Raw genomic sequence first — 26,337 nt, 5'->3', positions numbered from 1 at the left:
GGCAGGGCCCATGCGGGAGGAGCACCGAGATGGACGGGATTCCGGCCGCCGAGACGCGCGAAAAGGTGGCGCACTGGGTGCAGGACGGGCTTCGCCTGCTTCCGCACCTGCCTCCGCTCCTGCACGGCGACACGGCGGCCGCCCGCGTGGTAGAGCTCGAGCGAGAATCCGAAAAGCTACGCAAAGAGGTGGCTGATCTCCGCCGAGAGCTGGAGGAGCTGCGTAAGGAGCACGAGCGCCTGCGCACGGACCGGGACGAGATCGCCGTGGTGCTGAACCGGCTCATGGATTCCGTTCAGCCGATCAGCCAGATCGCTCAGAAGCTCGGGGTCCGTCGTAGTCCGTTCGAGCGCGATCCCAAGGCGCCCGCTCCCGCCGCACCGCCGGGGGCGCCGACGCCCAAGCCCGGCTAGCGCTTTCTGAAGCTCGCCGTCCCCGGCTGCCGCCGGGTGACCTCGATCGCCACGTCGTACCGCTTCTCGTTCTCGGCGTCCGCATTGAAGACAGCCACCCACACGGACGCGTTTTCCCGGCCCATGCCGTTGATGACCGTGCCCTGGGCGACGTGGCGCTTGATCTGGGATGCGCCACCCCGGGTGGGGATGGAGATGACCCAGGCTTGATCCGAGGGCACACCCTTGTCGGTGATGCGGAGGCCCAGGTGCCGAGCCTCCTTGACATCCAGAGCGTCGACCCGGAAGAAGCGGGTGGTGAGCGGAGCCACGGCCGCGGTGAAGTGGTGCTCGCCGAAACGCTGGTAGGGCTGCGTGAACCGTTCGACCTTCTGCTGGATATCGCCGATGCGAGCGGTGGGGCGGACGAACACCGTGGTGGTCGTATCGCCGTCCTCGATACCGCCTGTCGGCCACGGCGGGGTCTTCGGTATGGCGCCCAGCATGACGGCCTTGATGAAGTCACCGTAACTGGTTCCGAGCGCCTGGGCCAGATACTCGTAGAGCCGCTGTCCCAGGGACGCGCCTTGCCGGGCGACAAGCCGAGTGAACGCGTCGGAGACGAAGTTTGGAACGCGCTGCTCGATGTGCTCGAGCAGGATGCCGTAGCCGTAGGCCACCATCCCGTCCTCGAAATCGGCGCTGGTCTGGATCGGCACGCTGAGGAAGTAGGGATACTTGGTCAGCACATCGCTCACGGCGGCGGCGAAGCTGATCTTCTTCGAACGCATCGACGCCCAGCTGGCGCTGGCGGAGATCCACCACTGAGCGGTCTCCAATCCGGCGTCGGCCGTGTCGTCCTCCGTCCCGGCCATGGGCTCCGGGGAGTCCTGGCCGCCGTCCACGGTGGCGGCGGGCTCTCGCTCTGCCCTGCGCCGCGCCTCTTCTTCGGCCTGCCGCTGGGCCTCCAGTTGCGACTCATGGTCGGCCTTGCGTTCCGCCTCGATGTCCGCCGCCTTCCGGCGGGTCTCGTCCGTGTCGACCGTCGTCCGTCGCGCCTGCTGCTCCGCCTTCCGCCTGACCTCGGCTTCCGCCGCCGTCTTGCGGCGCTGTTGCTCGGCTTCCGCCGTCTTGCGGCGCGCCTCATCCTCGGCCTTGCGCTTGGCCTCCGCCCCCGCGGCCTTCCGGCGCTGCTCTTCGCCCTCCGCCGTTTTGCGACGCGCCTCCTCCTCGGCCTTGCGCCGGGCCTCGGCTTCCGCGGCCGCTTTTCGCCGCTGCTCCTCGGCCTCCGCCGCCTTGCGGCGCGCCTCCTCCTCGGCCTTGCGCCGGGTCTCGGCCTCCACCGCTTTCCGCCGATCTTCCGCCGCCGCCAGCGCCTGCCGCCGCCCCTCGTCTTCGGCCTTGCGCCGGGCCTGGTCCTCCTCGGCCGCCTTCCGGCGCGCCTCATCCTCGGCCTTGCGCCGGGCTTCCTCGGCCGTTCGGCGGTGCGCCTCCTCTTCCGCCCGGCGCTTGGCTTGCGCCTCGGCCCGACGCCAGGCTTCTTCGGCCTCGGCCGCTCTTCGACGCGCCTCGTCCTGGGCGCGCCGCCGCGCCTCGTCCGCTCCTCGCGACTGGGCGGGAGGCTCTGTCTTGCGGCCGGCGTCCACGACCGAAGCGGCCTGCTCCGCGGCGTGGCGGCGGGCGCGACGGGCATTCTCGTCGACCAGCACCTTCACCAGGACTTCGAGCTCACGAACCGTCGTGATGGGTGGCGGAGGTCCGGCGGCCAGGGTGGCCGCCGCGGCCAGCACCCGGTCTCGGAGCTCCGCGAACGCCGAATGGACGGCTGCCATCTCGTCCACGAGGTTGTCCGGGGGCAGGGCCCGCCGCTCCATCAGGTCGCGCCCCGCCTCGGTCAGCGTGGCGCTGATCCGGGTCACGCGCTCCGTGAGCGTCGTGAGCCGCTGGGCCAGCTCGGTGTGCTCGTCGCTGGCCGCTTTCACCGGGAGCGTCCCGTGAAGACCGACCGACGGGGCGTGCTCGACGGCACGCCCTGCGGGCAGAGGGACGCGGTGAGCTCGTAGGTCTTGTCCAGCGCGGGGTCGCTGTTGAACACGGTGAGCCACAACGCGCGGTAGTTCTTGCCGAATCCCTCGACCGAGAGACCCTCGGCGCCGCATCGCTTGGGCGGTGCCGCCATGAGCTGATCGCTACGCAGGCTCAGCGCCCAGGCCGCCGTCGACGGCTCGCCGCCCTCGGTCAGCTTGATCACGATGTCGCGGGCCTCGCGAAGCTCGCCCCGCCTGATGCAGACGAACCGCGCCGTCAGGGCCGGCAGCGTCAGCGCGATGCGATGCTCGCTCAGCCGCTCGGTGACGTCCGTCAGTTCCCGGCTCTGCTCCGCCGCGTCCCCGATCTCGCGGCTGGGCCGGGTCGTGATCACTGTCGAGTCCTCGTGCTCGGTGACGATGGCGTCCGCCCACACGCCGGGAATGGGAATGGCGGCGACCATGCCGTCACGGACGAAGTCGGCATAGGTCTGGCGCAGCCTTCCTTTGCTAACCAGCAGCTCGTACAGCGCGGGCCCCAGAGCGGCCGGGTCGGCGCCCGGGCCGGCCTGCTGCAGGGCCTCCTCCACCGCATGGCGGAGGAACGACGGCGAGACGTTCTCCACGTGGTTGAGCAGCACGAAATAGGCTCCGGCGAGGCGCCCTTCATCGTACCCGGCGCTCTGGGTGATCGGGACACTGAGCAGGTAGGGGTGCTTGGCAATCGCCGCTCGCAGCGCGTGCGCCGTGGCCATCCCCGAGGACTTCCAGGCGGTCCATTCCCTGTGGGCGGCGCTCCACCACGTGACCCCGGCCGCTCGCGGATCGAGCGTGGGCAGCAACGATTCGGTCGGCTGCTCGGCGGGAGGCTCCGGGCGTGTCTCCCGCACCGGCTCCGCTCGGTGGGTCTCGACCGGGACTGGCTCGGCTCGCGGAACCTCCACGGCGGCGGGCGGGGGGGGAGCCGGCTGGTAGGTCGGGCTCGGTGTCGGCGCCTCGCGGGGCTCGACCCGTGGCGGGGCGGCAGGAGCGGGGACCTGCGCACGGGCCCGTCGGGCCCCTCCTGCCACCACGAGCCGGCCGCGGCTCGCCGCGATGAGCAGTTGGCGTCCGAACACGCGTCCCACGCTTTCCTCGAGCGCCATCCAGCGCTCATCGTCCACATCGTCCTGGCCGTCCACGAGGGCCAGCAGATCGGCGAATGGCTTCGTCGCCTCGTCGACGCGGTGCGCGGAGTAATCGCGGTTTGTCGACGCGACACGCGAGAGCTTGAGGCGCAGCTCGCTGGCCTTGGCCTGGCACTCGAGGAGAGCCTGGAAGGCCGGGTCTTCGGGGTGGCTGATGGCGAGGACGCGGTTCAGCACGCCCATCGCGCGCTGGACGGCCGCCTCCAGAGCGGCCTGCCGGGAGGCGTCGTCCTCGCCAGCGGCGCGTTCGCGGGCCGCGACTCGCCCAGCTTCGGCCTGGTTGATCGCTTCCAGCAGCGGCTCGAGCTCCGCCAGGGAGGCGATGCGGTCGGCCGACTGGGTGATGTTGACTCCTGCCTGAGCGGCTCGCTGGAACACCCGGCTGCACAGCCCGCCGAAGGCGACCCGCAGGGCCCCGAGCTGGCGTCCCAGCGCGGCCGCGGGAAGCTCGCCGGTGCCCTGCAGGGCCTGACTCGCCTCCACGAGCTCGGCGCCCAGGCTACGGCACCGTTCGGCCAGCGCGGCGATCTCGGCGCTCAGATCCTGGCCGGCACCGTGGGCGCCGCGAGCCTCGTCCACCGAGCGCACCTCGTACAGGCGCTGCGGCTCCTGAAAGCCCTTGAGGTCGTGCAAGCCGCGGTCCACGAACTCGACGGCCTCGATGCGGCCGGTCACGTACCGGGTCGTCTCCGAGACGAAGATCTGACCGGGTCCGGCGGCGGCGCAGATGCGGGCGGCCAGGTTCACCGGGCTCCCGAAGAAGTCGCCGCCCTCCTGGATGGGCTCGCCGGTGTTGATGCCGATGCCGAGCGCGATCCGCGTACCGGCTCCCGTCTGGGCCGAGGCCAGCACCCGCTGGACGGACACCGCGCACTGGATGGCCGAACGGGCGGTGGGGAAGGCCACCATGAAGCTGTCGCCCTGAGTCTTCACCACGTAACCGCCGAAGAGATCGACCTGATTGCGCACCGCGCCGTTGTGCTGTTGCAGCAGTCGGTACGCCGCCTCGTCTCCGTACTGGTCGGTGTACTCGGTGAAGCCCCGGATATCACTGAAGACGATCGTCACGGTCGCCCCCAGCGGTAGCGCGACGTCGGTGGGAGGCCGGGAGCCGCGGGCTCCCTTGCCTTCTTCGGCGAACGCGGAAGGACTCACGAGAAAATCAGCATAGCATCCAATGGCGGACGGGCAGGATTCCCGAGCGGATTTTCCGGCGTCGACGGACGAACTAGTGTGTTTGCCCTAATCGGGACGCGGGCGGGGCGGTCTACTTCGCCTCGGCGACCGCGCTGACCGCGTCGGGGTTCTCCAGGGACGAAAGGTCACCGGGCTCACGACCGAGATACGTGGCGCGGATCACCCGGCGCATGATCTTGGCCGAGCGCGTCTTGGGAAGATCGCGCACGAACAGGATCCGCTCGGGCTTGAGCGCCTTGCCCATGTGCTGGGCCACCCGGTCACCCAGCTCGGCCCGGAGCGCCTCCGAGGACGCCTGTCCCTGCTTCAGCACGACGAAACACACGACCGCTTCGCCCTTGACGTCGTGAGGCACGCCGATCACGCCGGCCTCGGCCACCGAGTCATGGCCGACCAGAACCGACTCCACCTCGGCGGGCCCCAGACGCTTGCCGGCGATCTTCAGCGTGTCGTCCGACCGGCCCTGCAAGAACCAGAAGCCGTCCTCGTCGATCACGGCCCAATCGCCGTGTACCCACACTCCGGGCCAGCGCGACCAGTACGTTTCCTCATAGCGCTGGGGATCACGCCAGAAGCCTGCGGTCATTCCCGGCCAGGGCCTGGTCACGACGAGCTCGCCGACTTCACCCCGCACGGGGCGTCCGTTCTCGTCGAACACGTCGGCCGCCATGCCCGGGATGGGCCCGGTGAACGAGCAAGGCTTGAGCGGCGCCACGGGGAAGCATCCCAGGATGCCGCCCGAGATCTCGGTGCCGCCGGTGTAATTGATGATGGGCAAGCGCCCACCCCCCACCCGCTCGAAGAGCCAGCGGTAGGGCTCGGGGTTCCACGGCTCGCCGGTGCCGGCGAGGATCCGTAGCGACGTGAGGTCGTGGGCCGCGGGATGCTGGGGGCCGTGCGGCATGAGGGCGCGGATGGCGGTGGGCGAGATGCCCATGACGCTGATCCGGTGGCGCTCGACCAGTCCCCACAGCCGGTCGGGCCTGGGGTAGTCGGGCACGCCCTCGAAGAGCACTCCGGTGGCGCCGTGGACGAGCGCGGCCGTGATGAGCATCGGGCCCATGAGCCACCCCAGGTCGGTGAGCCAGAAGAGCCGGTCGCCCTGCCCCACATCGTGGCAGTAGGCGAAGTCGTGGGCCGTCTTGAGGAGGAACCCGCCGTGGGTCAGCACGGCGCCTTTGGGCCGGCCCGTCGTGCCCGAGGTGTAGATGATGAGGCAAGGGTGATCGGCCTCGACGGCCATCACCGGGCAGGCGTCGGACTCGGGCGCGACGGCGTCGTGCCACCAGCGGTCCCGGGAGCGGTGCCACGGCACCTCACGCCCGAGGCGCCGGTACACCAGCACGTGGGCGACGCTGGGGCTGGCCGCGACCGCGTCGTCGGCCGTCTCCTTCATCCGCACCACCTGGCCGCGGCGCTGGAACCCGTCCGCGGTGATGAGGACCCTCGCTTCGCAATCCTGGAGCCGGGAGGCCACCGCCGGGGCGCCGAACCCGGAGAAGCACGGCGTGTAGATCGCACCGATGCGGACGACGGCCAGGGTCGCGATGGCCGCCTCCGGCGACATGGGGAGGAAGACGCCGACCCGGTCACCGGCGACGACGCCCAGGCGTCGCAGCGCGTTGGCCAGCCGATTCACCTCACGCGCCAATTCCAGGTATGTGAGCGTACGGGTCTGCCCGTCGTCGGACTCCCAGACCAGGGCGGGCTGCACGCCGCGGTCGGCGTCGATGTGCAGGTCCAGGCAGTTGTCGGCCAGGTTGAGGCGCCCGCCGGGAAACCACGCCGGCCAGGCGGGTCCCCGGGAGTCGTCGAGGACGCGATCCCAGGGACGGAGCCAGCGAAGCCCCAGATCCTGCACGACGGCCGGCCAGTACCACGACATGTCCTCGATCGAGCGCCGCTGTAGCTCGGCCAGTGACTGGATGCGGTGCGCCCGCATGAACCGCCCGATTCGTGCACGCTCCACGACCTCGGGACGGGGTTGCCAGATGATGTCGGTCCGGTCCACCGTCATCGTGTCACCTCGGGGGAGAGGCCCCTGCCGTCAAAAGTACTGACAATGATCCGCCGTGACGGCCTTCTCGTTCAAGAACCGCAGAAGTGTACGTCACCCGCTCCTTCAGCAGCTTGAGGAAGTCATAGATCTCCACCGGCTCGCCGTCACGAGCGAGCCGCTCGCGGCCTTTCGGTCATTCGTGGGGTCCGGGCGAGCAGGCGCCAGCCCCAGGCGCTGCCCGGCCGGTGGACCGTGCGCTCGGCGATGTAGTGCCGCGCCAGCGCGGCGTCGCCGCTCCGGCTGGCCGCCTCGACGAGGGTGAGCGTCAACACATCCCGCTGGGCGTGGCTGCCGCCGAACCGCCAGGCGGTGTCCCGCACCGGCTCCAGGTGACGGATCGCTTCCGGATAGCGGGCCTGGCCGAAGGCCCGGATGGCCAGGCAGACCGGCAAGCCGACCTCCCGCGCCATCATCCGATTGATCCCGGGGGCGTGCTGCACCGCCCACTGCAGATCGGCGATGAGCCGCGCCGCCTCGGCCTCGCGCCCCGCCAGCGTGAAGGCCATCATGGCGTGCATGTCGTTGAACGCGTAAAAGCCGCGCTCGGTCTCGAGCCGGCCGGCCCAGTTCTCGGCCAGGACTTCGGCCCGCCGACCGGGGGCCACGCCTTCCAGGAACAGCCGCCACAGCAGGGCCGTCGCGTCCAGCAGCTGCAGGGCGAAGTCCGGTGGCTCGGGATGCACCCGCGTGTCGTAGAGGGCCAGCACGTCGGAATACCGGTGATGGTCGAGGTAGTAGAGCGCCAGGTGCCAGTAGTTGTGGAAGGCGAACCCGTTGTCGGGCGCCCAGTCCGGCTCCCGGGACTCGAGCCAGGCGATGCCCTCGTCGATCCGGCCCTGCATCTCCATCACGTGCGTGACGGCATGCACGGCCCAGCCGTCCTTGGGCTCCCGATCCAGGGCCCGGCGGCCAACCTCCTCCGCCTCCGGATACTGATTGCACTCCTCGAGCCCGAACGCATGCATGCCCAGGATGTACGAATAGCCCGGCACGCTCGGGCTCCAGGACGGCATGACACGCGAGATACGGTTGCGCAGGTTCAGGGCATCCCCGCGGTAGAAATCCAGCAAGTGGGCGGACTGGATGGCGAACGCGTCCCGCGGATGATCCACCAGGACGCGATCCAGAGCCGCGCAGGCCCCGTCCCAGTCGCCGTCCACCAGCCGGCGGGCCGCCCCCACCAGGGCTTGCTCGCGCGCATTGGCGCGCGGCAGGAGGGCCTCGGCCGAGGCGACGCTGATCCGGGCCTGCTCGGCGAAGCGCCGCTCCATGAACGTCATCAACACCGTCGCCCGGAACACGTGCCCCAACACGAAGTCCGGCGCGTGTCCGAGGGCTTCCTCGATCGTGGCGATCGGATCTCCGACGAAGCTGTGGTACTGGACGAGGGCCCGTTCGTAAAGCTCCCGGGCCGACCGGTCACCGCACGAAACGGGCACACCCCGGGCATCCGGCACGCTCGCTCTCGCCCTCGCCGGGAAGGGCCATCGATCACCGAGAACCACGCTGCCACACGCCATCGCTGACCTCCAAATGGGTCTTTACCCATCAGGCGTGAGGCCGAGCCTCACAGCGTGAGGCGGGGGCGCTACAGCACCCAGTCGATCGGTCGGTCCGGCGTATAGGAGCAGTACGTGCCGGTCCGCACGGCGTTGTCCAGATGCCGCCCGAGGGCGGGGTGGGCCGTCGCGATCTTTCGGATGGCGTTACGAATCCGCCAGGTTACCGCGGTGCGGGCACGCTCGGCCGCGCTGCCGAGGCGGCGGGCCCGACCACCGAGACCGAGAGCGCCGGAGAGCGCGGCGACGATCCGATCCAGCTCTTCCCGCGCGCGCTCGGCACGGGCCGGGTCGTGGCGCGCCTCGGCGTCGTCGATCTGCTCCTGCAGCTCGCGAGCCCGCGAGGCCAGCTCCCGGCGGGCGCGGTCGTCGAGCACCGGGTCGTCGCCGCGGGGCTCCGCCGCACGCCCGGCCAGCTCGAGGCAGTGGATGGGCGCCTCCGGCTTGGCGAGAAGCTCCCCCAGATCGTGGAACCCCTTGGCCTCGGTCAACTGGACGGCCAGGCCGTCGAACTCCAGCGTCCAGACCTCACCCTCCCGCCGGAACGCGGCGCGAGCCGGGCCGTCCCTCGTCGGCGGCGCGATGGCGCGGGCCGGCCGCTCGTCGGGATCGGGCGCCAGCCCGGCAAGCCGCAGCCCACGCGCGACGTGCTGGGCGTCCTCGGGGCGGCGGAATGGGTTGACGTGATGGAGCCAGCGCAGGGGCTCGCCCGGCTCGGGCGGGCGCCCGAACGTGATCTTCTCCACGAAGTCCGACAGGAACATCTCCAGGGCTGGCGTGGCGCGCGCCGCGTCACCGACCAGCGCGTAGCTGGCCGCCAGGTAGGCGGGGAGATCGACCGTGCCCCGGGGGGCCCCGGCCACCAGCGCCGCGACGTCCGCATACCGGCCCAGGAGAAACAGCGGGACGGCGGCGCAGGCCAGGTACCAGTCCGGGTGGCGAGGGTTCAGCCGCGCTGCCTTGGCGGCCAGGGTGGCGCCGGCCTCGGGCTGACCGAGATAGGCCTGGCAGAGAGCCGCGTGGGCGAGCACGTCGGCGTCGTTCGGGTTGAGCGCGATCGCTCGATCCACGTGCCCCGCCGCCTCGTCGAACCGGCGCCGGTAGAGCAGGACGCGCCCCAGCACGAGCTGGACGAGGGCATCCCGGTCGTCCAGGGCGGCCGCGCGACGGGCGTGCTCGAAGGCCAGGCGCTCTTTTTCGTCCCAGAGCTCCCAGGCCTGGCAGCTCCACTCATTGAAGTGGGAGAGGGAGAGCCCGGCATGGGCCCGCGCCCAGTGGGGATCGAGGGTCAGCGCCCGTTCGAAGAACGCCCGGGCGCGCGCGTCGTCCTCCGCGGTCCCCCGGCGGAGGCAGTCGAGGCCCCGGAGCCAGCAGTCGTAGACCTCGAGGCTCGTGATGGGCTTCCGCCTGGCCTGGAACAGACGCGCGGTGTCGATCTCGACGGCCAGGGCACTCACCACCCGCGTCACGATCTCGTCCTGGACGGCGAGCAGGCGCTCGGCCGGCGCGTCGAAGCGGTCCGCCCAGATCTGGCGCCCGGCCGACGCCTCCACGAGTTGCGCGGCCACCCGCACCGTCTCTCCCAGCCGTCGAACGCTGCCCCGCAGGAAGTAACCGACTGGCAGGCCCTCGGGCAGGTGCTCGGTGGGGCGATCGGCGGTCAGGTTGAAGGACGTTTGCGGATGGATGACCTCCAGGGTTGGAAACCGGGACAGCTCGGTGACCACGTCCTCGACGAATCCCCGCGCGAAGTACGCTTGCTCGGGGTCGCCCGAGGGGTTGTCGAATGGCAACACCGCGATGGTCGCCGCCGCCTCCACGTGATCCTCGGCTCGGCGCCCGTCCTCGGCTAGCCGCGCAAGACCCGCATGACCTCGGCGTTGTCCAGCACGGCTCGAGGGGCCCCTTCGAACAGGATCTCGCCCCGATCGATGGCGTACAGACGGTCGGCCACACGCGCGGCGTTGGTGACGTTCGATTCGGCGATGAGCAGCGAGACGCCCATGGCCTTGATTCGGCGGGCCGCTTCGATGAAGCGGGTGACCACCACCGGGGCCAGGCCTTCGAAGGGCTCGTCGAGCAACAGCACCGACGGGGCCAGCGCCATGGCCCGGCTGATGGCCAGCATCTTCTTCTGGCCACCGGACAGGTTGAGACCCCGGCGGTCACCGAGCTGCTCGATCTCGGGGAAGACCGCCGGGCTCGAGTCCCCCCTCCCCTTGCCCACGGCCATCCAACGTCCGATCTGGAGGTTCTCGGCCACGGTGAGGTCGGGAAAGATGCCGCAGTCCTCCGGCGCGTAGCCGATCCCCAGTGTGGCGCGCTGGTGGGGCGGCAACCGGGTGATGTCGCGGCTCCGGAAGCGCACGGCCCCCGCGCGCATCGGCAGCAGGCCCATCGCGCTCTCCAGCGTCGTCGTCTTGCCGGCCCCGTTGCGGCCGACCAGACACACCGTCTCCCCCTCGCCCACCCGCAGCGACAGCGCCCGCAGCACATGGGCGGCCCCGCGGTAGGTGTGAATCCCGTCCAGAGCGAGCAGCTCCGTCGTCATAGAGCGCCGCCGCTGCCGATCAGGGTGGTCGTCACCGTGGCGTTGGCCCGGATTTCGGCGGGCGTGCCTTCGGCGAGGATCTTACCCTCGTGCATGGCCACGATGCGGTCGGAGTAGGTGAAGACGACGTCCATGTCGTGTTCGATCACTACCGCGGCGATATCGCCCGAGCGGACGATCGCGCTGATCACCTCCATGATGGGCGCCTTCTCCCGCGTGCTCACACCGCTGGTGGGCTCGTCGAGGAAGAGCAGCTTGGGCCGCAGCGCGTAGGCCACGGCCACGTCCAGGAGTTTGCGCTCTCCTTGGGACAGGCCGCCGGCGAGCATGAGCGCCTTGTTCGCCAGCCCGAACTGCCGGAGCACCTCGTGGGCTTCGTCGGCGACCGGACCATCCCGATCGGCCAGGGTCAGCATGGACCGGGTCTTGCCTTGCCGCGAGAAGATCGTCAGCGCGATGTTCTCGAAGGCGGTGAGGTGGTCGAAGAGGTTCACGAGCTGAAAGCTGCGGGCGATGCCGGCGCGGATGCGCTCGTTGATGCTCTGATGGGTGACGTCCTGGCCGGCGAAGAGGATGCGCCCGCCGTCGGGCCGGATGAGCCCGCTGATCAGGTTCACCAGCGTCGTCTTGCCGGCGCCGTTGGAGCCGATGAGGCCCAGCATCTCGCGCTCCCGCACGGTGAAATCCACGTGGTCGACGGCACGGGTCTGGCCGAAGTGCTTGACCAGGTTCGTGGTCGCCAGGAGGCCCACTTCAGGCCGCCCTCCCCCGCCAGCGCTCCAGGAGCCGCGCCGCCGTGCCCATGACCCCGGTCGGCAGGGACAGCACGAGGACGACCAGCACCGTGCCGAGCACGAACTGCCAGTACACCGTGTTGCCGACGGCGTAGGCCTCCAGGTACGTGTAGAGCACGGCCCCCACGATGGGGCCGGCGAACGCCCGGAACCCCCCCAGCACGGCCATGAACACGATCTTGCCGGAGAACGTCCAGTGCAGGCTCTCGGGGGTGACCAGGCCATTGAGGGGCACCCACAGGGCGCCGGCCAGGCCCGTGAAGAGGCCGGAGACCAGGAAGGCGACCCAGCGGTGGCGCCGGACCTGCACGCCCACGAATTCCGCGCGCGTCTCGTTGTCCCGGATCGACTGCAGCGCTTTGCCGAAGGGCGAGTTCACGATGACCCACATCAGCGCCACGCACGCGAAGAAGGTCGCCAGGATGTAGTAGTAGTAATAGTGGGCGATGAAGTCGATCTTGTCGCCCGTGCCGGTCACCACGCCCAGCAGCGTCGGCGTCGGCACCCGCAGCCCGTCCGTTCCGCCCGTGACCCAAAAGAACTTGAAGGCCAGGCTCCACAGCACCTGGGACAGGGCCAGGGTCAGGATGCCGAAGAAGATACGAGTGTAACGCACGCAGACCACGCCGAACAGCGCCGCGATGAGGATCGAGCTGACGATGGCGCTGAGGAGGAACAGCTCCATCGAGCTGACCCCCAGATACTTGACCGTCATGGCCACCGCATAGGCGCCCACCCCGAAGAACGCCGAGTGGCCGAACGAGAGCAAGCCCGTGTAGCCCAACAACAGGTTGAATCCCAGGGCGGCGATCGCCATGACCAGGCCGTAGCCCAGGAGCATGGCCTGGTACTGGCTGGCGATCCACGGGTAGGCCAAGAGCAGGACGACGATCGGAGCCAGCCCGGCGAGCAGCTTCACGGGCGAGCGGGTGGGCAGGGCGACGGCGACGGTGTTCACGTGGTGGCGCGCCCGAACAGGCCGGCCGGCCGCGCCAGCAGGACGATGGCCGCCATCAGATAGAGGACGGCGAGCTCGATCTCGGGGAACCACGTGATGCCCGCTTCGCGCACGATGCCCACGATCAGCGCCCCCACCAGCGCGCCCTCCAGGCTGCCCAGCCCGCCGATGACCACCACGATGAAGGAGAGCACCAGCGCGTCGACCCCCATGTCCAGCACCGCCGATTGGCTGGGCGCGATGATGGCGCCGCCCAGGCCGGCCATGAAGCACCCGAGCGTGAAGGCCAGCACGTAGATCCGATTCACGTTCACGCCGAGGGCGGAGGCCATACGCATGTTCTGCGAGGTGGCGCGGAGGACCACGCCGAAGCGCGTCTTGTAGACGAACGCCCACAGAAAGGCGGCGGCGAGGCCGCCGATGCCGATGACGACCAGGTTGTAGTACGGATACGGATTCCCGGCAATCATGAGGCTGCCCGAGTTTTCCCAGAGGGCGCTGGCCGACAGCGGATACGGCCCCCACAGGAAGTGCATCGTATCGCCCAGGATCATGAGCAGGCCGAAGGTCACCAGCAGCTGGTACTCCTCGGCGCGCCGGTAGAACGGGCGGAGCAGGGTGGGTTCCAGCAGCGCCCCCAGCAGCGCCGCCCCCACCGCGCCCACCGGCAGGACCAGGTAGAGGATAGGCGTCGGCGCGCCGACCAGCAGCTTGCCGAGCGTCCACGCCGTGACGTAGGCGCCGAAGGCGTAGAGGTTGCCGTGAGCCAGGTTGATGATCCGCATCACGCCGTAGATCAGGCTCAGGCCCCCGGCGATGAGGAACAGCGTGGCCGCCGACAGGAGGGCATTGAGGAGGTGGATGAAGAAGAAATCCATCAGTCGCCCACCCGGTAGGGCACCACCGTCACCTCGGGGTGCACCAGGTTGTCGTGGAGCGCGAGGGCCAGCAGGACCCGATAGGCACCGGCCGGCAGCGCCTTCGGCAGATCGACCACCAGCCGATCCCCTTCCCGGGCCGTGGACCGCCCCACGCTCACCGCCTGATCTTTCGCGTTCACGATGACGTAGTGGGCCGCCAGGGTATCCCGTGTGCGCTCGCCGGCCGGGGGCGGCCGGAACGGCGCCCGCTCGATCCTATACGATCGCTCGAACTTCACGACCGTTTCGACGTCGGCCCGGATCTCCAGCCGTTCCCCTCGCCGGTCCACGGCCGTCGCGAAGGCCCGGACGGGCAGGGCGTAGACATCGTAGGCCCCGACGACGAGCGGATAGCTCAGATCGCGGAACACCGCGAGGACGACGCCGTCGGCCGACCATTGTTGCAGCCGATAGGGGCCGTTCGTGACCAGCCAGTGGCCCTGCTTGCGATGGAAGCGCCGCAGGGCCGCCCAGCGCTGCCGGGCCTCGGGGACCGTGACCAGCCCGCGCAGGGTCTCCGGGACGTAGGCCTGCCGCTCGAAGGTCTCGGCCAGCGCCGCCAGCGCCGCCGTCAGCCTGGCGTTCCGGACCAGATCGAGCCACGGCACGCCCTGGCGCCGGGCCTCGGCCTCCGAGAACGCGGTCAGCCGCCGCGTCACGGCCTCTTCCATGAGGACCGTGAGCTCCCACGGGATCGCGCTCCACGGGGGCGCGATCACCGGCAGCTCGGCGACGTCGCCGCGGTGCTTCAGGTAGACGTCGATACGGTGGACGTCGTTGACGACCTGGAGATCGCCGTAATCCTTGATCTGCGAGTCGACGCTCACGACCCTCACGCCGGCCAGCCGCTCGCGCAAGACGGCCGTGGCACGGGCGACGACGGGGTCGGATCGCCGCCCGCGCGGCCCCGGGCCCGCGCCCCACCGGGCGGCGAAGGCGAACGGATACACGAGGTCGGCGGACGACATCCTGGTGCCGTGGTGGAACGCCGAGGCCAGCACCTGGTAGCTCACGACCGCGGCGGCCGTCGTCCCCGGCCCGACGGGTCGGAGCAGGCCGGTCGCCGCATCGGGGACGAGCGCGTCCGCCGGAATCGCCACCGGACCCGGCGATGTCGACGCGACCCGCACGCGGTTCGGCACCCAGCCTCCGTGACTGGGTGCCGGGAAGAACGCCGGATCGCCGACGGCGAGCCAGATCAGCCGTCCGGTGGCGTCACCGAAGCCGGCGATGGGATTCCAGGCGCTCACCGGCCGTGCCGCGCTGCCCAGGCGGAGCCAGCCGTTCCACGGAAAGTCCTTCAGCTTCACGTCGCGCAGGAAGATCGCCGAGCCGAGCCCGGTCTGGGCATCGTAGGCGAGGTTTTCCACACCGTCGGAATACTCGACGTTCAGGGGCTCCCGGCGCAGGGTGTAGCCGACCACGACGCGCTCGCATCCCCGCCCGAGCGCGGCCACGAGGTTCCGCTCCAGATTGGCCCGCGCGGCCGCATCCGGCGGATCCAGCACGCGACGGGCGAACATGTCCTCCACGGTGCGCCGGGCTGCCTCGTCGGTCAGCGTGCCGGCCTGAAGAAGATAGGCCTGATACCAGCCGCGCTTGAGCCACGGCGGCCCGAGCCAGCCGTTCAGCCGGGTCTCCCGGTCAGCCAGGAGCTCGCCCACGTCGATCTCCTCGAGCGTCGCGTCGGCCTCGTTCTCCGTGGCGCCCCCGGAGGCGGCCAGCAGAGCTTGGGCGAGCTGTCCCCGGGCCTGAATCCGCAGCGCGCGACCAGGCGCGACCGCAGCAGCCGCCAGATGTTTCCGCTCGGCTTCCACCCGATCGAAGTGCCAGAGATAGTCGTCGTGCAGCGGGGTGACGGGATGGGGATGGAACGTGTAGGGCCCCGGAGCGCTAGCCAGCCTCTTGAGGGCCCTGGCCGCCGACGCGCAGCGCGTCTGGGCATTCCCCAGCGCCGCCGGCCGTCCGAGCGTGAGGACGACGTAGGACTTGAGCGACTGGGCGTACGTCACGTGGGGCGGCGGCGCCGCCCCGGCGAAAGGATCGCCGCCGACGTACGCATGGAGCGACTTTTTCTGCAAGAGCGTGGCGGCCGCCGCCGGCGACAGGGCGTCGATCTTGATCTCTTGGGGATAGAACGACGGATAGTAGGGCACCTCGTGCCCGGCCTCGCCCTGGTGCGACGCGGAAACCAGGACGGCGAACGCGAGGGCGGCGAGGCGGGGCCAGCTCACGGCAGGTCAGCCACCGCGGGTGGAGCCGCGTCGGCCGACGCGGCTGCACCCGCCGGGCCGGAGTTCTACGCCTTGACCCGAGGCCAGGTCTTGTCGATCCAGGTGTAGGTGGAGGTCGGGTCCCCCTTGGGCCAGCCGGGAGGCGCCGTGATGTTACGGATCGGGATGGTGATGATGCGGGCGGGGTCGAGGATCGGGAAGGGGTATTCCGGGACGTTCTTGCTGAACCCGGTCACCGCATCCTTGTAGCCCTGATGGTTGTCGGGACGGATGTACACGTAGCCGGCCGGGCCGGCCATCATCATGCCCTCGAGCATCGTGATGAGGGCGTCGTCATCGGGCCAGCCGCCCACGAGCTTGTTGGCCTTCTCGATGGCGGTCTTCAGCATGTAGGTGGCCACGTAGCCGCCTTCGGCCTGGAAGTTCGGATACTCGTTGAACCGCTTGTGGTACTTCTCGACGAAGGTCTTGTTGTAGGGCCAGCGATCGCCGGCCGGATACGTGAAGTGGTAGTTCGAGTGGACGCCGGCGATGATGCCCTCGGGATGGTCTTTGCCGATGGCGTGGGGCGCCACGCCGAAGGCGATCATGCTGGCCACCTTCATCTTGTCGAACATCCCGTAGCGCAGCGCCTGCTTGTAGAACGCCACGTAGTCGCCGCCCCACACTGAGGTCGCCAGCACGTCGGGTTTGGAGGCGATGGCCTTGGTGATGTGCGAGCTGAAGTCGGTGGTACCGAGCTTGGGCCAACCCTCGGAGACGTTCTCGGCGTTGGGGAGCATCTTCTTCATGACGATGGTGAAGTGGTCGAAGGCGTTGCGCCCGTACGAGTAATCGGGGTGGATGTGGGCGATGCGCTTGGTCTTCGGCCACGTCATCGCGGCGGCTACCGCGGCGGTGACGCCGTCCGCCGATTGCATGTTGGTGATGCGGAAGGTGTAGTGCGGATTCAGCACGGCCTTGTCCCACAGGAAGTCCGTGCAGCCGTCGACGAAGATGGTCAGCACCTTGAGCTCCTCGGCGACCGGGCCGAGGGCCGGCGTGTTGCCGCTGGAGGTGATGCCGCAGAAGAAGTCGATCTTCTCCGACAGCTTGAGCCGACGGAGCTCCTTGACGTTGGCGTCGGTGCCGGCGGCCTCGTCCGCCTTGAGGAGCTCGATCTTCCGCTTGCCCAGCAGCCCGCCGGCGGCGTTGATCTCCTCGGCGGCCAGCTGCTGCCCCTTGAACATCGGCTCGCCCAGCACCGCCGCCGGCCCCGTGAAGAAGGTCATGTGGCCGATCCGGTAGGGCGTGCTCGGGATGTTGCCCTTGGGCTTGTCCTGGGCGAAGGCCATTGGCGGACTCGCCAGCGACCCCACGGTGGCGCCGGCAGCCCCGAGGGTGACCCCGAGGCGGTTGATGAAACCTCGACGACTGACTTCCTCCGCCATGTGTGCCCCCTTCACGCGAGTGGTCCTCCCGTTGCGGGCGGGAAGAGCTTGAGGAATGTGCGCCCCTCATACCGCGCAGGGGCGGAAAAGTCAAGCCGCGCACCCCTTTTGCTCCCGGCCCGGTCATGCCATCATCGTCAAGTCGGACAGCGAGGTATGGGCACCCTGGCGCGCGTGGCGACCGAGACCGGGCGGGGGGCGGCCGCCGCCCTGTGGACGCGGCCCGGGACGCTCCTCGGCGGCGCCGCCGCGCTCTTCGCGCTCAGTATCCTCCTCCCGCCGCTCGTCCTGTCGCTCTTCCGCAAGCCGGTCGACTACTTCACCTTCAACCCATGGCTCGGACGCCTGCCGGAGTACATGGCTGATCCCGACGTGGGCCTCGGCGTCAAGCTGGAGAAGCTCTGGGGCCTGAGCCTCTTCTGGTTCTCTTCGGACAGCCCCATGGGCGGCACCGAATGGGGTTTCGCCGTGGACGTCGGCGATCTCGCCCGGATCGCGCTCACCTCGCTGCTGTTCGGTTTCTACGTCGCCCTCTGGCGTGTCGGCCCCGGGGCGCCGGACGGCGGTGCGTGGGTCGGCAGACAGAGCGGCCCGCTCGGCGCGCTGATCGGGATGGTGGGACTCTCCACCGGCCCCTGCAGCGTGATGGGATGTGGGGCGCCGGTGCTGCCCGTCGTCGGGCTCGCCTTCGTCGGGCTGTCGAGCGCGACGCTCGCGCTGTTGTCGACGCTCTCCAGCGTGATGGCGGTCGGCCTGCCGGCCGCGATGGCGCTGGGGGTCGTCTACTTGAGCTGGCTCACCGGGCGGCGCGACGCACCAGGGCCTCGGCAGCGCAATCCACTTCGGCCTCGGTGGTGAACCGGCCCAGGCTGAGTCGGACGCTGCCCCGCGCTGTCTCGACGGGCAGGTTCATAGCGGTCAGCACCGGAGACAGCTGCACATCCCCCTCGTGGCAGGCCGATCCAGTGGACGCGGCGATCTCGGGCGAGGCGGCCAGGAGCTCGCCGCCGACATGGCCCAGAAAGCTGACGTTGAGGGTGTTGGGGAGCCGACGCTCGGGATGGCCGTTGACGACGACGCGATCCCCCAGCTTCGCGCGCAGATGCTCCCACAGCCGGTCGCGAATCCGGCCGAGCGTCGCGGTGGCTGCCGGAAGCGCGCGGCGAGCGACGTCGCAGGCCGCTCCGAGTGCGACCACGTACGGGACATTCTCCGTCCCGGCGCGTCGTCCGCGCTCGTGGCCGGCGCCGTGGACCAGCGGCTCCACGGCAAGACCCTCCCGCACGTAGAGCGCCCCCACGCCCTTCGGCGCGTAGAGCTTGTGCCCGGCCACCGTGAGCAGGTCCACGCCGAGCTCGTGGACGTCGACGGGCAGCTTGCCGACGGACTGCGCGGCGTCCGTGTGGACCAGCGCGCCCTGCGCGCGGGCCAGGGCCGCGATCTCGCGGATGGGCTCCAGCGTTCCCACCTCGTTCTGCGCATGCAGGATGCTGACGAGCAGCGTCGGTCGCTGCAGCGCTGCCCGCAGCGTGTCGAGATCGACCATGCCGTGGCGGTCGACCGGCAGCCGCGTGACGCGGACGCCCAGCCGTTCCAGGAATGCGCAGGGCTCCAGCGTGGCGGGGTGCTCGACCGCGCTGGTGACGACGTGCAGCTCGTCGGCCAGCGACTTTTCGAGCGCCTTGAAGCAGACGCCTTTGATCGCGAGGTTGCTGGCTTCGCTGCCGCCCCCGGTGAAGACGATCTCGGCCGGCTCCGCGCCCAGCAGCGCGGCCACCTGGGATCTGGCGTGCTCCACCGCCGCGCGGGCCCTCCGGCCGTAGGCGTGGGCGCTCGACGGGTTGCCGAAGTGCTCGGTCAAGAACGGCTGCATGGCGCCGATGACTTCGGGATCGAGCGGGGTCGTGGCGTTGTAGTCGAGGTAGATCGGCGTCGTCACAGCATGCCCAGCTGCAGCTTGGCCGCCTCGGACATGCGATCCGGGCACCACGGAGGGTCGAACACCACCTCGACGTTCACGCCGGTGACCCCCGCGATGCTGCGGATCCGCTCCTCGACCTCGGCCGGCAGCGACTGGGCCGCCGGACAGCCGGCTGCGGTCAGCGTCATCTTCACCGCGACTGCGCCCGCCGGGTCGACGGTGACGCCGTAGATCAGCCCCAGCTCGTAGATGTTCACCGGGATCTCGGGGTCGTAGACCGTCTGCAGGGCCTCTATCGCGAGCTTCTCGATCGCTGCCTGATCGACCATCGTCCCTCCCCGGGCGGCGCGTCCGTCGGCGGTCCGCCGGCGCTCATTCCGTTGTCACGGGCTCGGCCTGGCCGACGAGCGCCGCGTGCGCCGTATGCCAGGGCAGTGTCGCGCACTTGATCCGGCTGGGGAACTCCCGCACGCCGGCGAAGACCGCCAGCTTGCCCAGCGCCCCGGCGTCGCCAGCGTCCTCGGTCACCATCCGATGGAACCGCTGGAACAGCGCCTCGGCCTCGGCCGTGGTCTTGCCCTGCAGGCTGTCCGTCATCATCGAGGCCGAGGCTCTGGAGATGGCGCAGCCCGACCCCTGAAAGGCGATGTCGCGGATGGTGCCGGCCTCGACCTTCACCTCGACGCTCACGTGATCCCCGCAGAGGGGGTTGTGGCCCTCGGCGCGCCGGGCGGGCTGGGGGAGCCGCCGGAAGTTCCGCGGCTTGCGGTTGTGGTCGAGGATCACCTGCTGGTAGAGCTCCCGCAGCTCGGACATCAGCCGAAGATCTCGTGCACCCGCCTCAGGGCCCGGGCCAGGGCGTCGAGCTCGGCCCGGGTGTTGTAGAGCGCGAGCGAGGCCCGCGTGGTGGCGGGCACGCCGAACCGCTGCATCACCGGCATGGCGCAGTGATGCCCCGTGCGCACGGCGATGCCCTCGCGGTCCAGGATGGTGCCCACGTCGTGAGCGTGAACCCCCTCCAGGACGAACGACAGCACGCTGGCCTTGTCCCGGGCCGTCCCGATCAGGCGCAGTCCCGGCACGGCCGCCAGCGCCCGGGTCCCGTATTCCAGCAGCTCGTGCTCGTAGGCCGCGACCTCGCTGAGCCCCAGGCCGCTCAGGTAGTCGAGGGCCGCGCCCAGGCCGATGGCGCCGGCGATGTCCGGCGTCCCCGCCTCGAACTTGTAGGGCGGGTCGTTGTAGAGCGTCTGCTCGAAGGTGACGACCTTGATCATGTCGCCGCCGCCCTGCCAGGGGCTCATGTCCTCCAGGTGCGCGCTCTTGCCGTAGAGCGCGCCGATCCCGGTCGGACCGAACACTTTGTGGCCGGAGAACACGTAGAAGTCGCAGTCCAGATCGCGCACGTCCACGCGCAGGTGGGGCACGGCCTGGGCGCCGTCCACCAGCACCGGCACGTCCCGGCGATGCGCCATCTCGATCATGCGCTTCACGGGCAGGATCGTCCCGAGGGCGTTGGAGACGTGGGCGACGGCGACCAGCCGGGTCCGCTCGCCGAGCACCTGCTCGTAGGCCTCGAGCTCGACCTGGCCGTCGTCGTCGATGGGCACGACGCGCAGGACGGCGCCGCGCTCCTGGCAGAGCATCTGCCAGGGCACGATGTTCGAGTGGTGCTCGAGGGCCGTGATCACGACCTCGTCGCCGGGGCCCACGGCCCGGCGGCCGTAGCTCTGGGCCACCAGGTTGATCCCCTCGGTCGTCCCCCGCACGAAGACGATCTCTTCCGGGCGCGCCGCCCCCAGGAAGCGTTGCACGCGGACCCGGGCGGCTTCGTAGTCGGCGGTGGCCTTCTCGCTGAGCAGGTGCACCCCCCGGTGCACGTTCGCGTTCACCGTCACGTAGTAGCTGGTCAGGGCGTCGAGGACCACCTGGGGCTTCTGGCTGGTGGCTGCGCTGTCGAGGTAGACCAGCGGCTTGCCGTGCACTTCCTGCTGCAGGATCGGGAAATCCTTGCGCACCCGCTCCACGTCCCAGCTCATGCCATCTCCTCGTTGACCCGGCCGTCACGCAGGCGCGCTGTCAGCGCGGCTTCGAGGCGAGCCCGGACCGTCGGCTCCTGGATCCTGCCCAGCACTTCGCTGGCGAACCCGTAGGTGAGCAGGGCCCGGGCCGCGGCCTCCCCGAACCCTCGGCTCTCGAGATAGAAGAGCGCGTCCCCGGCGAGTTGCCCGTCGGCCGCGCCGTGGCTGCACTTGACGTCATCGGCGAAGATCTCCAGCTGGGGCTTGCTGTCCATCTCCACCCCGTCGGCCAGCAACAGGTTCTTGTTCGTCTGATGGGCGTCCGTCTTCTGGGCGCCGGGCCGCACCACGATGCGGCCGTTGAAGACGCCCCGGGCGCGCCCGTCGAGCACGCCCTTGTAGAGCTGGCGGCTGGTCCCGCGCGGCACCACATGGTCGACGACGGTGTGGATGTCGCTGTGCTGGGCGCCGCCGATCACGAACAGGCCGTTCAACGCGCACTCGGCGCCCTCGCCACCCAGCACCACGTGGACGTCGTGGCGCGCCAGGCGCCCGCCGAAGGTGATCGCGCACGACGTCACGGCGCTGTCACGCTGCTGGGCGATCCGCGTTCGGCCCACGTGGAAAGCCCGGGAGCTCTCGTGCTGCAGCCGGTAGTGGTCGACCCGGGCCCCTGCCCCGGCCACGATGTCGGTGACCGCGTTCGTGAGGTAGCGGTCGTCGCCGACGGCCACGTAGCTCTCCACGACCGTCAGCTCGCTTCCTTCCCCGAGCACGATCAGGTTCTTCGGATGCCCGACGGTCGGCGCCGCCGGAGCGGTAGCCACGAAGACGAGGTGAAGCGGGGCGGGGACGACTGCCCCGGCGGGCACCAGGACGAAGGCGCCGTCCCGCCACAAGGCGGCGTTCAGCGCCGTGAAGCCGTCCCCGTCACCATCGCCCGCGACGTGCTCCCGGAGCGCCCCGGCGTCGGTGAGGACGGCCTCGGCGAGGCTGCCGATCCGCACGCCACCCGGCAGGAAGGCTACGGACGACAGCTTGGGCGAGTAGCGGCCGTTCACGAACACGAGCCGCCGCCACGAGGGATCGCCCATCAGGAACGGGGCGATCGCCTCCTCGGAGACGCCGTCGATCTCCACCTCGGCGGCCGGATCCAGGTCGGTCGCCAGCAGCGGGGCGAGGCTCGTGTACTTCCACTCCTCATCCCGCGTGGTGGGGAGCCCGGCCTCGGCGAAACGGTCGCGGGCCCGACGGCGGCCGTCGACGAGCCAGGCCGGGGCGCCGGCGGTGTCACGCTCCAGGCGGGCCACGGCCGCGAGCAGACGTTCCTTCATCCCTGGCCCTCGTACCCTTTGGCCTCCAGCTCCTGGGCCAGCTCCTTGCCTCCCGACCTGACGATCCGCCCGGCGGCGAGGACGTGCACCCGGTCGGGCGTGATGTAGTTGAGAATGCGCTGGTAGTGCGTCACCAGGACGATGGCGTTGTCCGGGCCGCGCCGGCGGTTGATTCCGCCGGCCACGATGCGGAGGGCGTCGATGTCCAGACCGGAGTCCGTCTCGTCCAGGATCGCCAGTCGGGGCTCCAGCACCGCCATCTGGAGGATCTCGTTGCGCTTCTTCTCGCCGCCGGAAAAGCCCTCGTTGACGGGCCGACTGAGGAAGCTGGGATCCATCTCCACCAGGGCCAGCTTGTCCTTGAGCAGCTGCAGGACTTCCAGGGCGTCGAGCTCCTCTTGGCCGCGCCGGGTGCGGAGCTCGTTGATCGCCCCCTTGAGGAACTGGGCGTTGCTGACCCCCGGGATCTCCACCGGGTACTGGAAGGCCAGGAACACGCCCGCCCGCGCTCGCTCCTCGGGCGGCAGGGCCAGCAGGTTCTGGCCCTCGTAGAGCACCTCCCCGCTGGTGACCGTGTAGGCGGGGTGCCCGGCCAGCACCTGGGCCAGCGTGCTCTTGCCCGATCCGTTGGGGCCCATCACCGCGTGGACCTCGCCGGCGGCCACCTCGAGATCGACGCCCCGGAGTATCTCCTTGCCGTCGACCCCGGCGTGGAGCCCGCGGATGCTCAGCAACGGCTGCCTCGTGTGCGTGGCCATCGCCTAACCCACGCCGCCTTCCAGGCTCACGCCCAGCAGTCGCGAGGCCTCCACGGCGAACTCCATGGGGAGGTTCTTGAAGACCTCCTTGCAGAACCCGTTGACGATCATGGAGACGGCGTTCTCGGCCGACAGCCCGCGCTGCTTGCAGTAGAAGAGCTGCTCCTCGCTGATCTTCCGGGTCGAGGCCTCGTGCTCGACGGTGGAGGAGCTGTTGCCCAGCTCGATGTACGGGAAGGTGTGGGCGCCACACCGGTCACCGAGCAGCATGGAGTCGCACTGCGTGTAGTTGCGCGCGTTGGTCGCGCGGGGCAGCACCTTGACCAGGCCCCGATACGTATTGTTGCCCTGGCCCGCCGAGATGCCCTTGGAGATGATGGTGCTGCGGGTGTTCCGGCCGATGTGGATCATCTTGGTGCCGGTGTCGGCCTGCTGGCGATGATTGGTCAGGGCCACCGAGTAGAACTCACCCACCGACTCGTCGCCCTGCAGCAGCACGCTCGGGTACTTCCAGGTGATGGCCGAGCCCGTCTCCACCTGCGTCCAGGAGATCCGCGAGCGGGGCCCCACGCACTTGCCCCGCTTGGTGACGAAGTTGTAGATGCCTCCCCTGCCCTCGCGGTCGCCGGCGTACCAGTTCTGCACGGTGGAGTACTTGATCTGGGCGTCGGCCAGGGCCACCAGCTCGACGACGGCCGCGTGCAGCTGGTGCTCGTCGCGCCGGGGCGCCGTACAACCCTCCAGGTAGCTCACCGTGCTGCCCTCGTCGGCGACGATCAGGGTGCGCTCGAACTGCCCCGAGCCGGCGGTGTTGATCCGGAAGTACGTCGACAGCTCCATCGGGCAGCGCACGCCCTTGGGGATGTAGCAGAACGAGCCGTCGGTGAAGACGGCCGAGTTCAGCGTCGCGAAGAAGTTGTCGGTGTAGGGCACGACCGAGCCCAGGTACTTCTCGACCAGCTCGGGATGCTTCTGCACCGCTTCCGAGAAGGAGCAGAAGATGATGCCGAGCTCGGCCAGCTTGTCCTGGAACGTGGTGGCGACGGACACGCTGTCGAAGACCGCATCGACGGCGACTCCGCTGAGCCGCTTCTGCTCCTCCAGGGGGATGCCGAGCTTCTCGAAGGTCCTGAGGATCTCGGGGTCGATCTCGTCCAGGCTCGCCGTCGTCGCCCGCTTGGGCGCTGAATAATAGACGATGCTCTGGTAGTCGATCGGGTCGTACCGGATGTTGGCCCAGCGCGGCTCCGCCGCCGCCTGCTCGAGGGTCGCCCAGTGCCGGTAGGCGCGCAGTCGCCACTCGAGCATGAAGGACGGCTCGTTCTTCTTGGCCGAGATGAACCGGATGATGTCCTCGCTCAGTCCCGGCGGTGCCGTATCCGCCTCGATCTGCGTCACGAAGCCGTACGGGTACTCCCGGTTCGTGAGGGCGTCGATCACCTTCGCTGTATCGCTCATGCAGCCTCCTCAGAGAGGCAAGGGTATACCCTTTTCAGCCTATTGGCGACCGAAACGGTCGGATTACTGTCTAGACGGATTATATCAACTAAATCTGGATGTTGGGTTATAGCCTCCGATGAATCTTTTTCTTCCCGGCCCGCGTCCCAAGGGGGGAGGGGCAGATGACCAAGCGAGTTCTGGTACCGCTGGGCGAGCGTGAGCGTGACGAGATGGTTCTGCCGTTGGTCGCCGCGCTGGCGCGGGAGTTCGGCGCCACCGTGCGCCTGCTACGGGTGTACTCCATTCCCGAGATGATCGTGGGGCCGAGCGGCCGGGTGCTGGCCTACGTGGATCAGGAGATGGCTCGCCTCAACGGCGAAGGGCTCGACCAGTTACAGGCGGCCGACTTCCGGCTGGACGGTGTCACGGTGGAACACGCCATCCGCTTCGGGGACCCGGCCCAGGAGATCGTCCACGAGGCCGAGGAGTGGTCGGCCGACTTGATCGCGCTGTCGGCCTCGAGCCGGGGTCGGCTCGCCAGCGCGATCGCGCCCGGCGTGGCCGAACAGGTCAGCTGGCGGGCGACCACGCCGACGCTGGTACTTCGCACCTGATCGGCCCGGCTCGTGTCCGCGGCACCCCTCAGGGTTCCGCGCCTTCGCGTCCCGCCGGTCATCCTAGATAGGCGGCCATCCGCGCCCGCGTGGCGGCGTCGGGCAGGGCGCCGGTCCCAGCGCGCATGTTGTCGGCGAGGTGCGTTGGCTTTGCCGTGGCCGGGATCACGCAGGTGACGGCCGGGTGGGCCAGGATCCACTTGAGGAAGAACTGGCCCCAGCTCGCACAGTCGAACTCCGCGGCCCAGGACGGCAGGCTCCGCCCGCGCACGCGCCGGAACAGCTGGCCTTCGACGAAGGGCCGGTTGACGAGCACGGCGACCCCGCGCTCGCGCGCGAGCGGCAGGAGCCGGCGCTCGGCCTCAGGCTCGCCCAGCGAGTAGTTGACCTGGACGAAATCGAGGGGCTCGGCCCGCATGATGCGCTCCAGCTCGTCGTGGGCGCTGGCCACGTAGTGGGTGACGCCGAGATAGCGGATGCGCCCTGCCTCCTTCCACGCGCGCAGGGTTCTGAGGTGCGTCGGCCAATCGACCAGATTGTGGATTTGGAGCAGGTCCAGGCGCGCCGCGCGCAGGCGGCGCAGCGACCGCTCCATCTCGGCGACGCCGGCCTCGCGGCCGGCCGTCCACACCTTGGTCGCGAGGAACAGCGAGTCCCGCACCCCCAGCGCCGCGGCCAGGTCTCCCACCACCTCCTCCGCGGTCCCGTACATGGGAGACGAGTCGACGACGCGACCGCCCAGCGTGACGAACCGGCGTAACACCTCGCGGAGCGGCTCACGCTCGGACGGCGATCGCGCCACATCGAAGGTGCGCCACGTTCCCAGGCCGACCGCGGGAATCGTCTCCCCCGTCGAAGGAATCGGGCGCGCGATGAGCGCGAGGGCTGACTGACCGTCCGCCCGACCGGTGGCGGCGCTGGCCGCCGAGGCGGCCAGCAGGGCC

Annotated in this window: 22 protein-coding genes; 3 read left to right on the top strand and 19 right to left on the bottom strand. The window is 69.9% G+C overall.

Annotated elements, in window-relative coordinates; translation table 11 throughout:
- Positions 1-29: 29 nt before the first annotated feature.
- Entirely contained in the window at positions 30-413 is a 384-nt protein-coding gene (locus tag VFR64_21535) for a hypothetical protein (protein ID HET9492317.1), read from the top strand.
- Here the strand turns inward: VFR64_21535 and VFR64_21530 are convergent.
- The 11 genes from VFR64_21530 to VFR64_21480 form a co-directional block, all read right to left on the bottom strand.
- Positions 410-2,374, bottom strand: coding sequence for a hypothetical protein (locus tag VFR64_21530; GenBank protein ID HET9492316.1), 1,965 nt, complete (start codon positions 2,372-2,374; stop codon positions 410-412). The genes VFR64_21535 and VFR64_21530 overlap by 4 nt on opposite strands.
- On the bottom strand, positions 2,371-4,761 hold the full coding sequence (locus VFR64_21525) for an adenylate/guanylate cyclase domain-containing protein (GenBank protein HET9492315.1): 2,391 nt from the start codon (positions 4,759-4,761) through the stop codon (positions 2,371-2,373). The genes VFR64_21530 and VFR64_21525 overlap by 4 nt, the downstream gene beginning before the upstream one ends.
- A gap of 112 nt (positions 4,762-4,873) precedes the next feature.
- Complete coding sequence (locus VFR64_21520) at positions 4,874-6,820, bottom strand: acetate--CoA ligase (protein HET9492314.1); 1,947 nt, start codon at positions 6,818-6,820, stop codon at positions 4,874-4,876.
- Positions 6,821-6,966: 146 nt separating this feature from the next.
- Entirely contained in the window at positions 6,967-8,301 is a 1,335-nt protein-coding gene (locus VFR64_21515; protein ID HET9492313.1) for a tetratricopeptide repeat protein, read from the bottom strand.
- Between the two features lie 149 nt (positions 8,302-8,450).
- Complete coding sequence (locus VFR64_21510; GenBank protein ID HET9492312.1) at positions 8,451-10,241, bottom strand: hypothetical protein; 1,791 nt, start codon at positions 10,239-10,241, stop codon at positions 8,451-8,453.
- A 29-nt stretch (positions 10,242-10,270) separates the two neighbouring features.
- Complete coding sequence (locus VFR64_21505; GenBank protein ID HET9492311.1) at positions 10,271-10,972, bottom strand: ABC transporter ATP-binding protein; 702 nt, start codon at positions 10,970-10,972, stop codon at positions 10,271-10,273.
- The gene (locus tag VFR64_21500; GenBank protein HET9492310.1) at positions 10,969-11,724 is read right to left on the bottom strand and encodes an ABC transporter ATP-binding protein; all 756 of its coding nucleotides are present in this window, start codon (positions 11,722-11,724) and stop codon (positions 10,969-10,971) included. The genes VFR64_21505 and VFR64_21500 overlap by 4 nt, the downstream gene beginning before the upstream one ends.
- Before the next feature lies 1 nt (position 11,725).
- Positions 11,726-12,724, bottom strand: coding sequence for a branched-chain amino acid ABC transporter permease (locus VFR64_21495; protein ID HET9492309.1), 999 nt, complete (start codon positions 12,722-12,724; stop codon positions 11,726-11,728).
- Positions 12,721-13,602 (bottom strand): branched-chain amino acid ABC transporter permease, encoded by an 882-nt coding sequence (locus VFR64_21490; protein ID HET9492308.1) that lies wholly within the window; start codon positions 13,600-13,602, stop codon positions 12,721-12,723. Before VFR64_21490 ends, VFR64_21495 begins: the two co-directional genes overlap by 4 nt.
- A complete protein-coding gene (locus VFR64_21485) occupies positions 13,602-15,878 on the bottom strand; it encodes a hypothetical protein (protein HET9492307.1) in 2,277 nt (758 codons plus the stop codon). The genes VFR64_21490 and VFR64_21485 overlap by 1 nt, the downstream gene beginning before the upstream one ends.
- A gap of 65 nt (positions 15,879-15,943) precedes the next feature.
- The gene (locus VFR64_21480) at positions 15,944-17,308 is read right to left on the bottom strand and encodes an ABC transporter substrate-binding protein (protein HET9492306.1); all 1,365 of its coding nucleotides are present in this window, start codon (positions 17,306-17,308) and stop codon (positions 15,944-15,946) included.
- A gap of 156 nt (positions 17,309-17,464) precedes the next feature.
- Here VFR64_21480 and VFR64_21475 point away from each other — a divergent pair, with 156 nt between their 5' ends.
- Positions 17,465-18,166 (top strand): hypothetical protein, encoded by a 702-nt coding sequence (locus tag VFR64_21475; protein ID HET9492305.1) that lies wholly within the window; start codon positions 17,465-17,467, stop codon positions 18,164-18,166.
- On the opposite strand, the gene VFR64_21470 is transcribed toward VFR64_21475, so the two are convergent.
- Genes VFR64_21470 through sufB form a run of 7 tightly spaced genes read right to left on the bottom strand, consistent with a single transcriptional unit; the run spans position 18,105 to position 24,797 of the window.
- Positions 18,105-19,247 (bottom strand): cysteine desulfurase family protein, encoded by a 1,143-nt coding sequence (locus tag VFR64_21470; protein HET9492304.1) that lies wholly within the window; start codon positions 19,245-19,247, stop codon positions 18,105-18,107. The two genes, VFR64_21475 and VFR64_21470, sit on opposite strands and share 62 nt — an antisense overlap.
- Positions 19,244-19,558 carry a DUF59 domain-containing protein gene (locus VFR64_21465; GenBank protein HET9492303.1) on the bottom strand — a complete coding sequence of 105 codons (315 nt, stop codon included), beginning with the start codon at positions 19,556-19,558 and terminating at the stop codon, positions 19,244-19,246. The genes VFR64_21470 and VFR64_21465 overlap by 4 nt, the downstream gene beginning before the upstream one ends.
- 43 nt (positions 19,559-19,601) lie before the next feature.
- Positions 19,602-20,045 carry an SUF system NifU family Fe-S cluster assembly protein gene (locus tag VFR64_21460; protein HET9492302.1) on the bottom strand — a complete coding sequence of 148 codons (444 nt, stop codon included), beginning with the start codon at positions 20,043-20,045 and terminating at the stop codon, positions 19,602-19,604.
- Positions 20,045-21,265 (bottom strand): cysteine desulfurase, encoded by a 1,221-nt coding sequence (locus VFR64_21455; GenBank protein HET9492301.1) that lies wholly within the window; start codon positions 21,263-21,265, stop codon positions 20,045-20,047. The genes VFR64_21460 and VFR64_21455 overlap by 1 nt, the downstream gene beginning before the upstream one ends.
- Positions 21,262-22,581, bottom strand: a complete 1,320-nt coding sequence (sufD, locus tag VFR64_21450) for a Fe-S cluster assembly protein SufD (GenBank protein HET9492300.1) — start codon at positions 22,579-22,581, stop codon at positions 21,262-21,264. The genes VFR64_21455 and sufD overlap by 4 nt, the downstream gene beginning before the upstream one ends.
- Entirely contained in the window at positions 22,578-23,315 is a 738-nt protein-coding gene (sufC, locus tag VFR64_21445; protein ID HET9492299.1) for a Fe-S cluster assembly ATPase SufC, read from the bottom strand. Before sufC ends, sufD begins: the two co-directional genes overlap by 4 nt.
- Positions 23,316-23,342: 27 nt before the next feature.
- Entirely contained in the window at positions 23,343-24,797 is a 1,455-nt protein-coding gene (gene sufB / locus VFR64_21440) for a Fe-S cluster assembly protein SufB (protein HET9492298.1), read from the bottom strand.
- Positions 24,798-24,961: 164 nt separating this feature from the next.
- Here sufB and VFR64_21435 point away from each other — a divergent pair, with 164 nt between their 5' ends.
- Positions 24,962-25,393 (top strand): universal stress protein, encoded by a 432-nt coding sequence (locus tag VFR64_21435; protein HET9492297.1) that lies wholly within the window; start codon positions 24,962-24,964, stop codon positions 25,391-25,393.
- 58 nt (positions 25,394-25,451) lie between these two features.
- Here the strand turns inward: VFR64_21435 and VFR64_21430 are convergent.
- The coding region (locus VFR64_21430) for an aldo/keto reductase (protein ID HET9492296.1) at positions 25,452-26,337 on the bottom strand (886 nt) is incomplete at its 5' end.

It is taken from the genome of Candidatus Methylomirabilota bacterium (assembly GCA_035709005.1).
GTDB lineage: Bacteria > Methylomirabilota > Methylomirabilia > Rokubacteriales > CSP1-6 > 40CM-4-69-5.
Note: the sequence above shows the minus strand (reverse complement) of the source record. Positions and strands in the feature narration are given on the sequence as shown.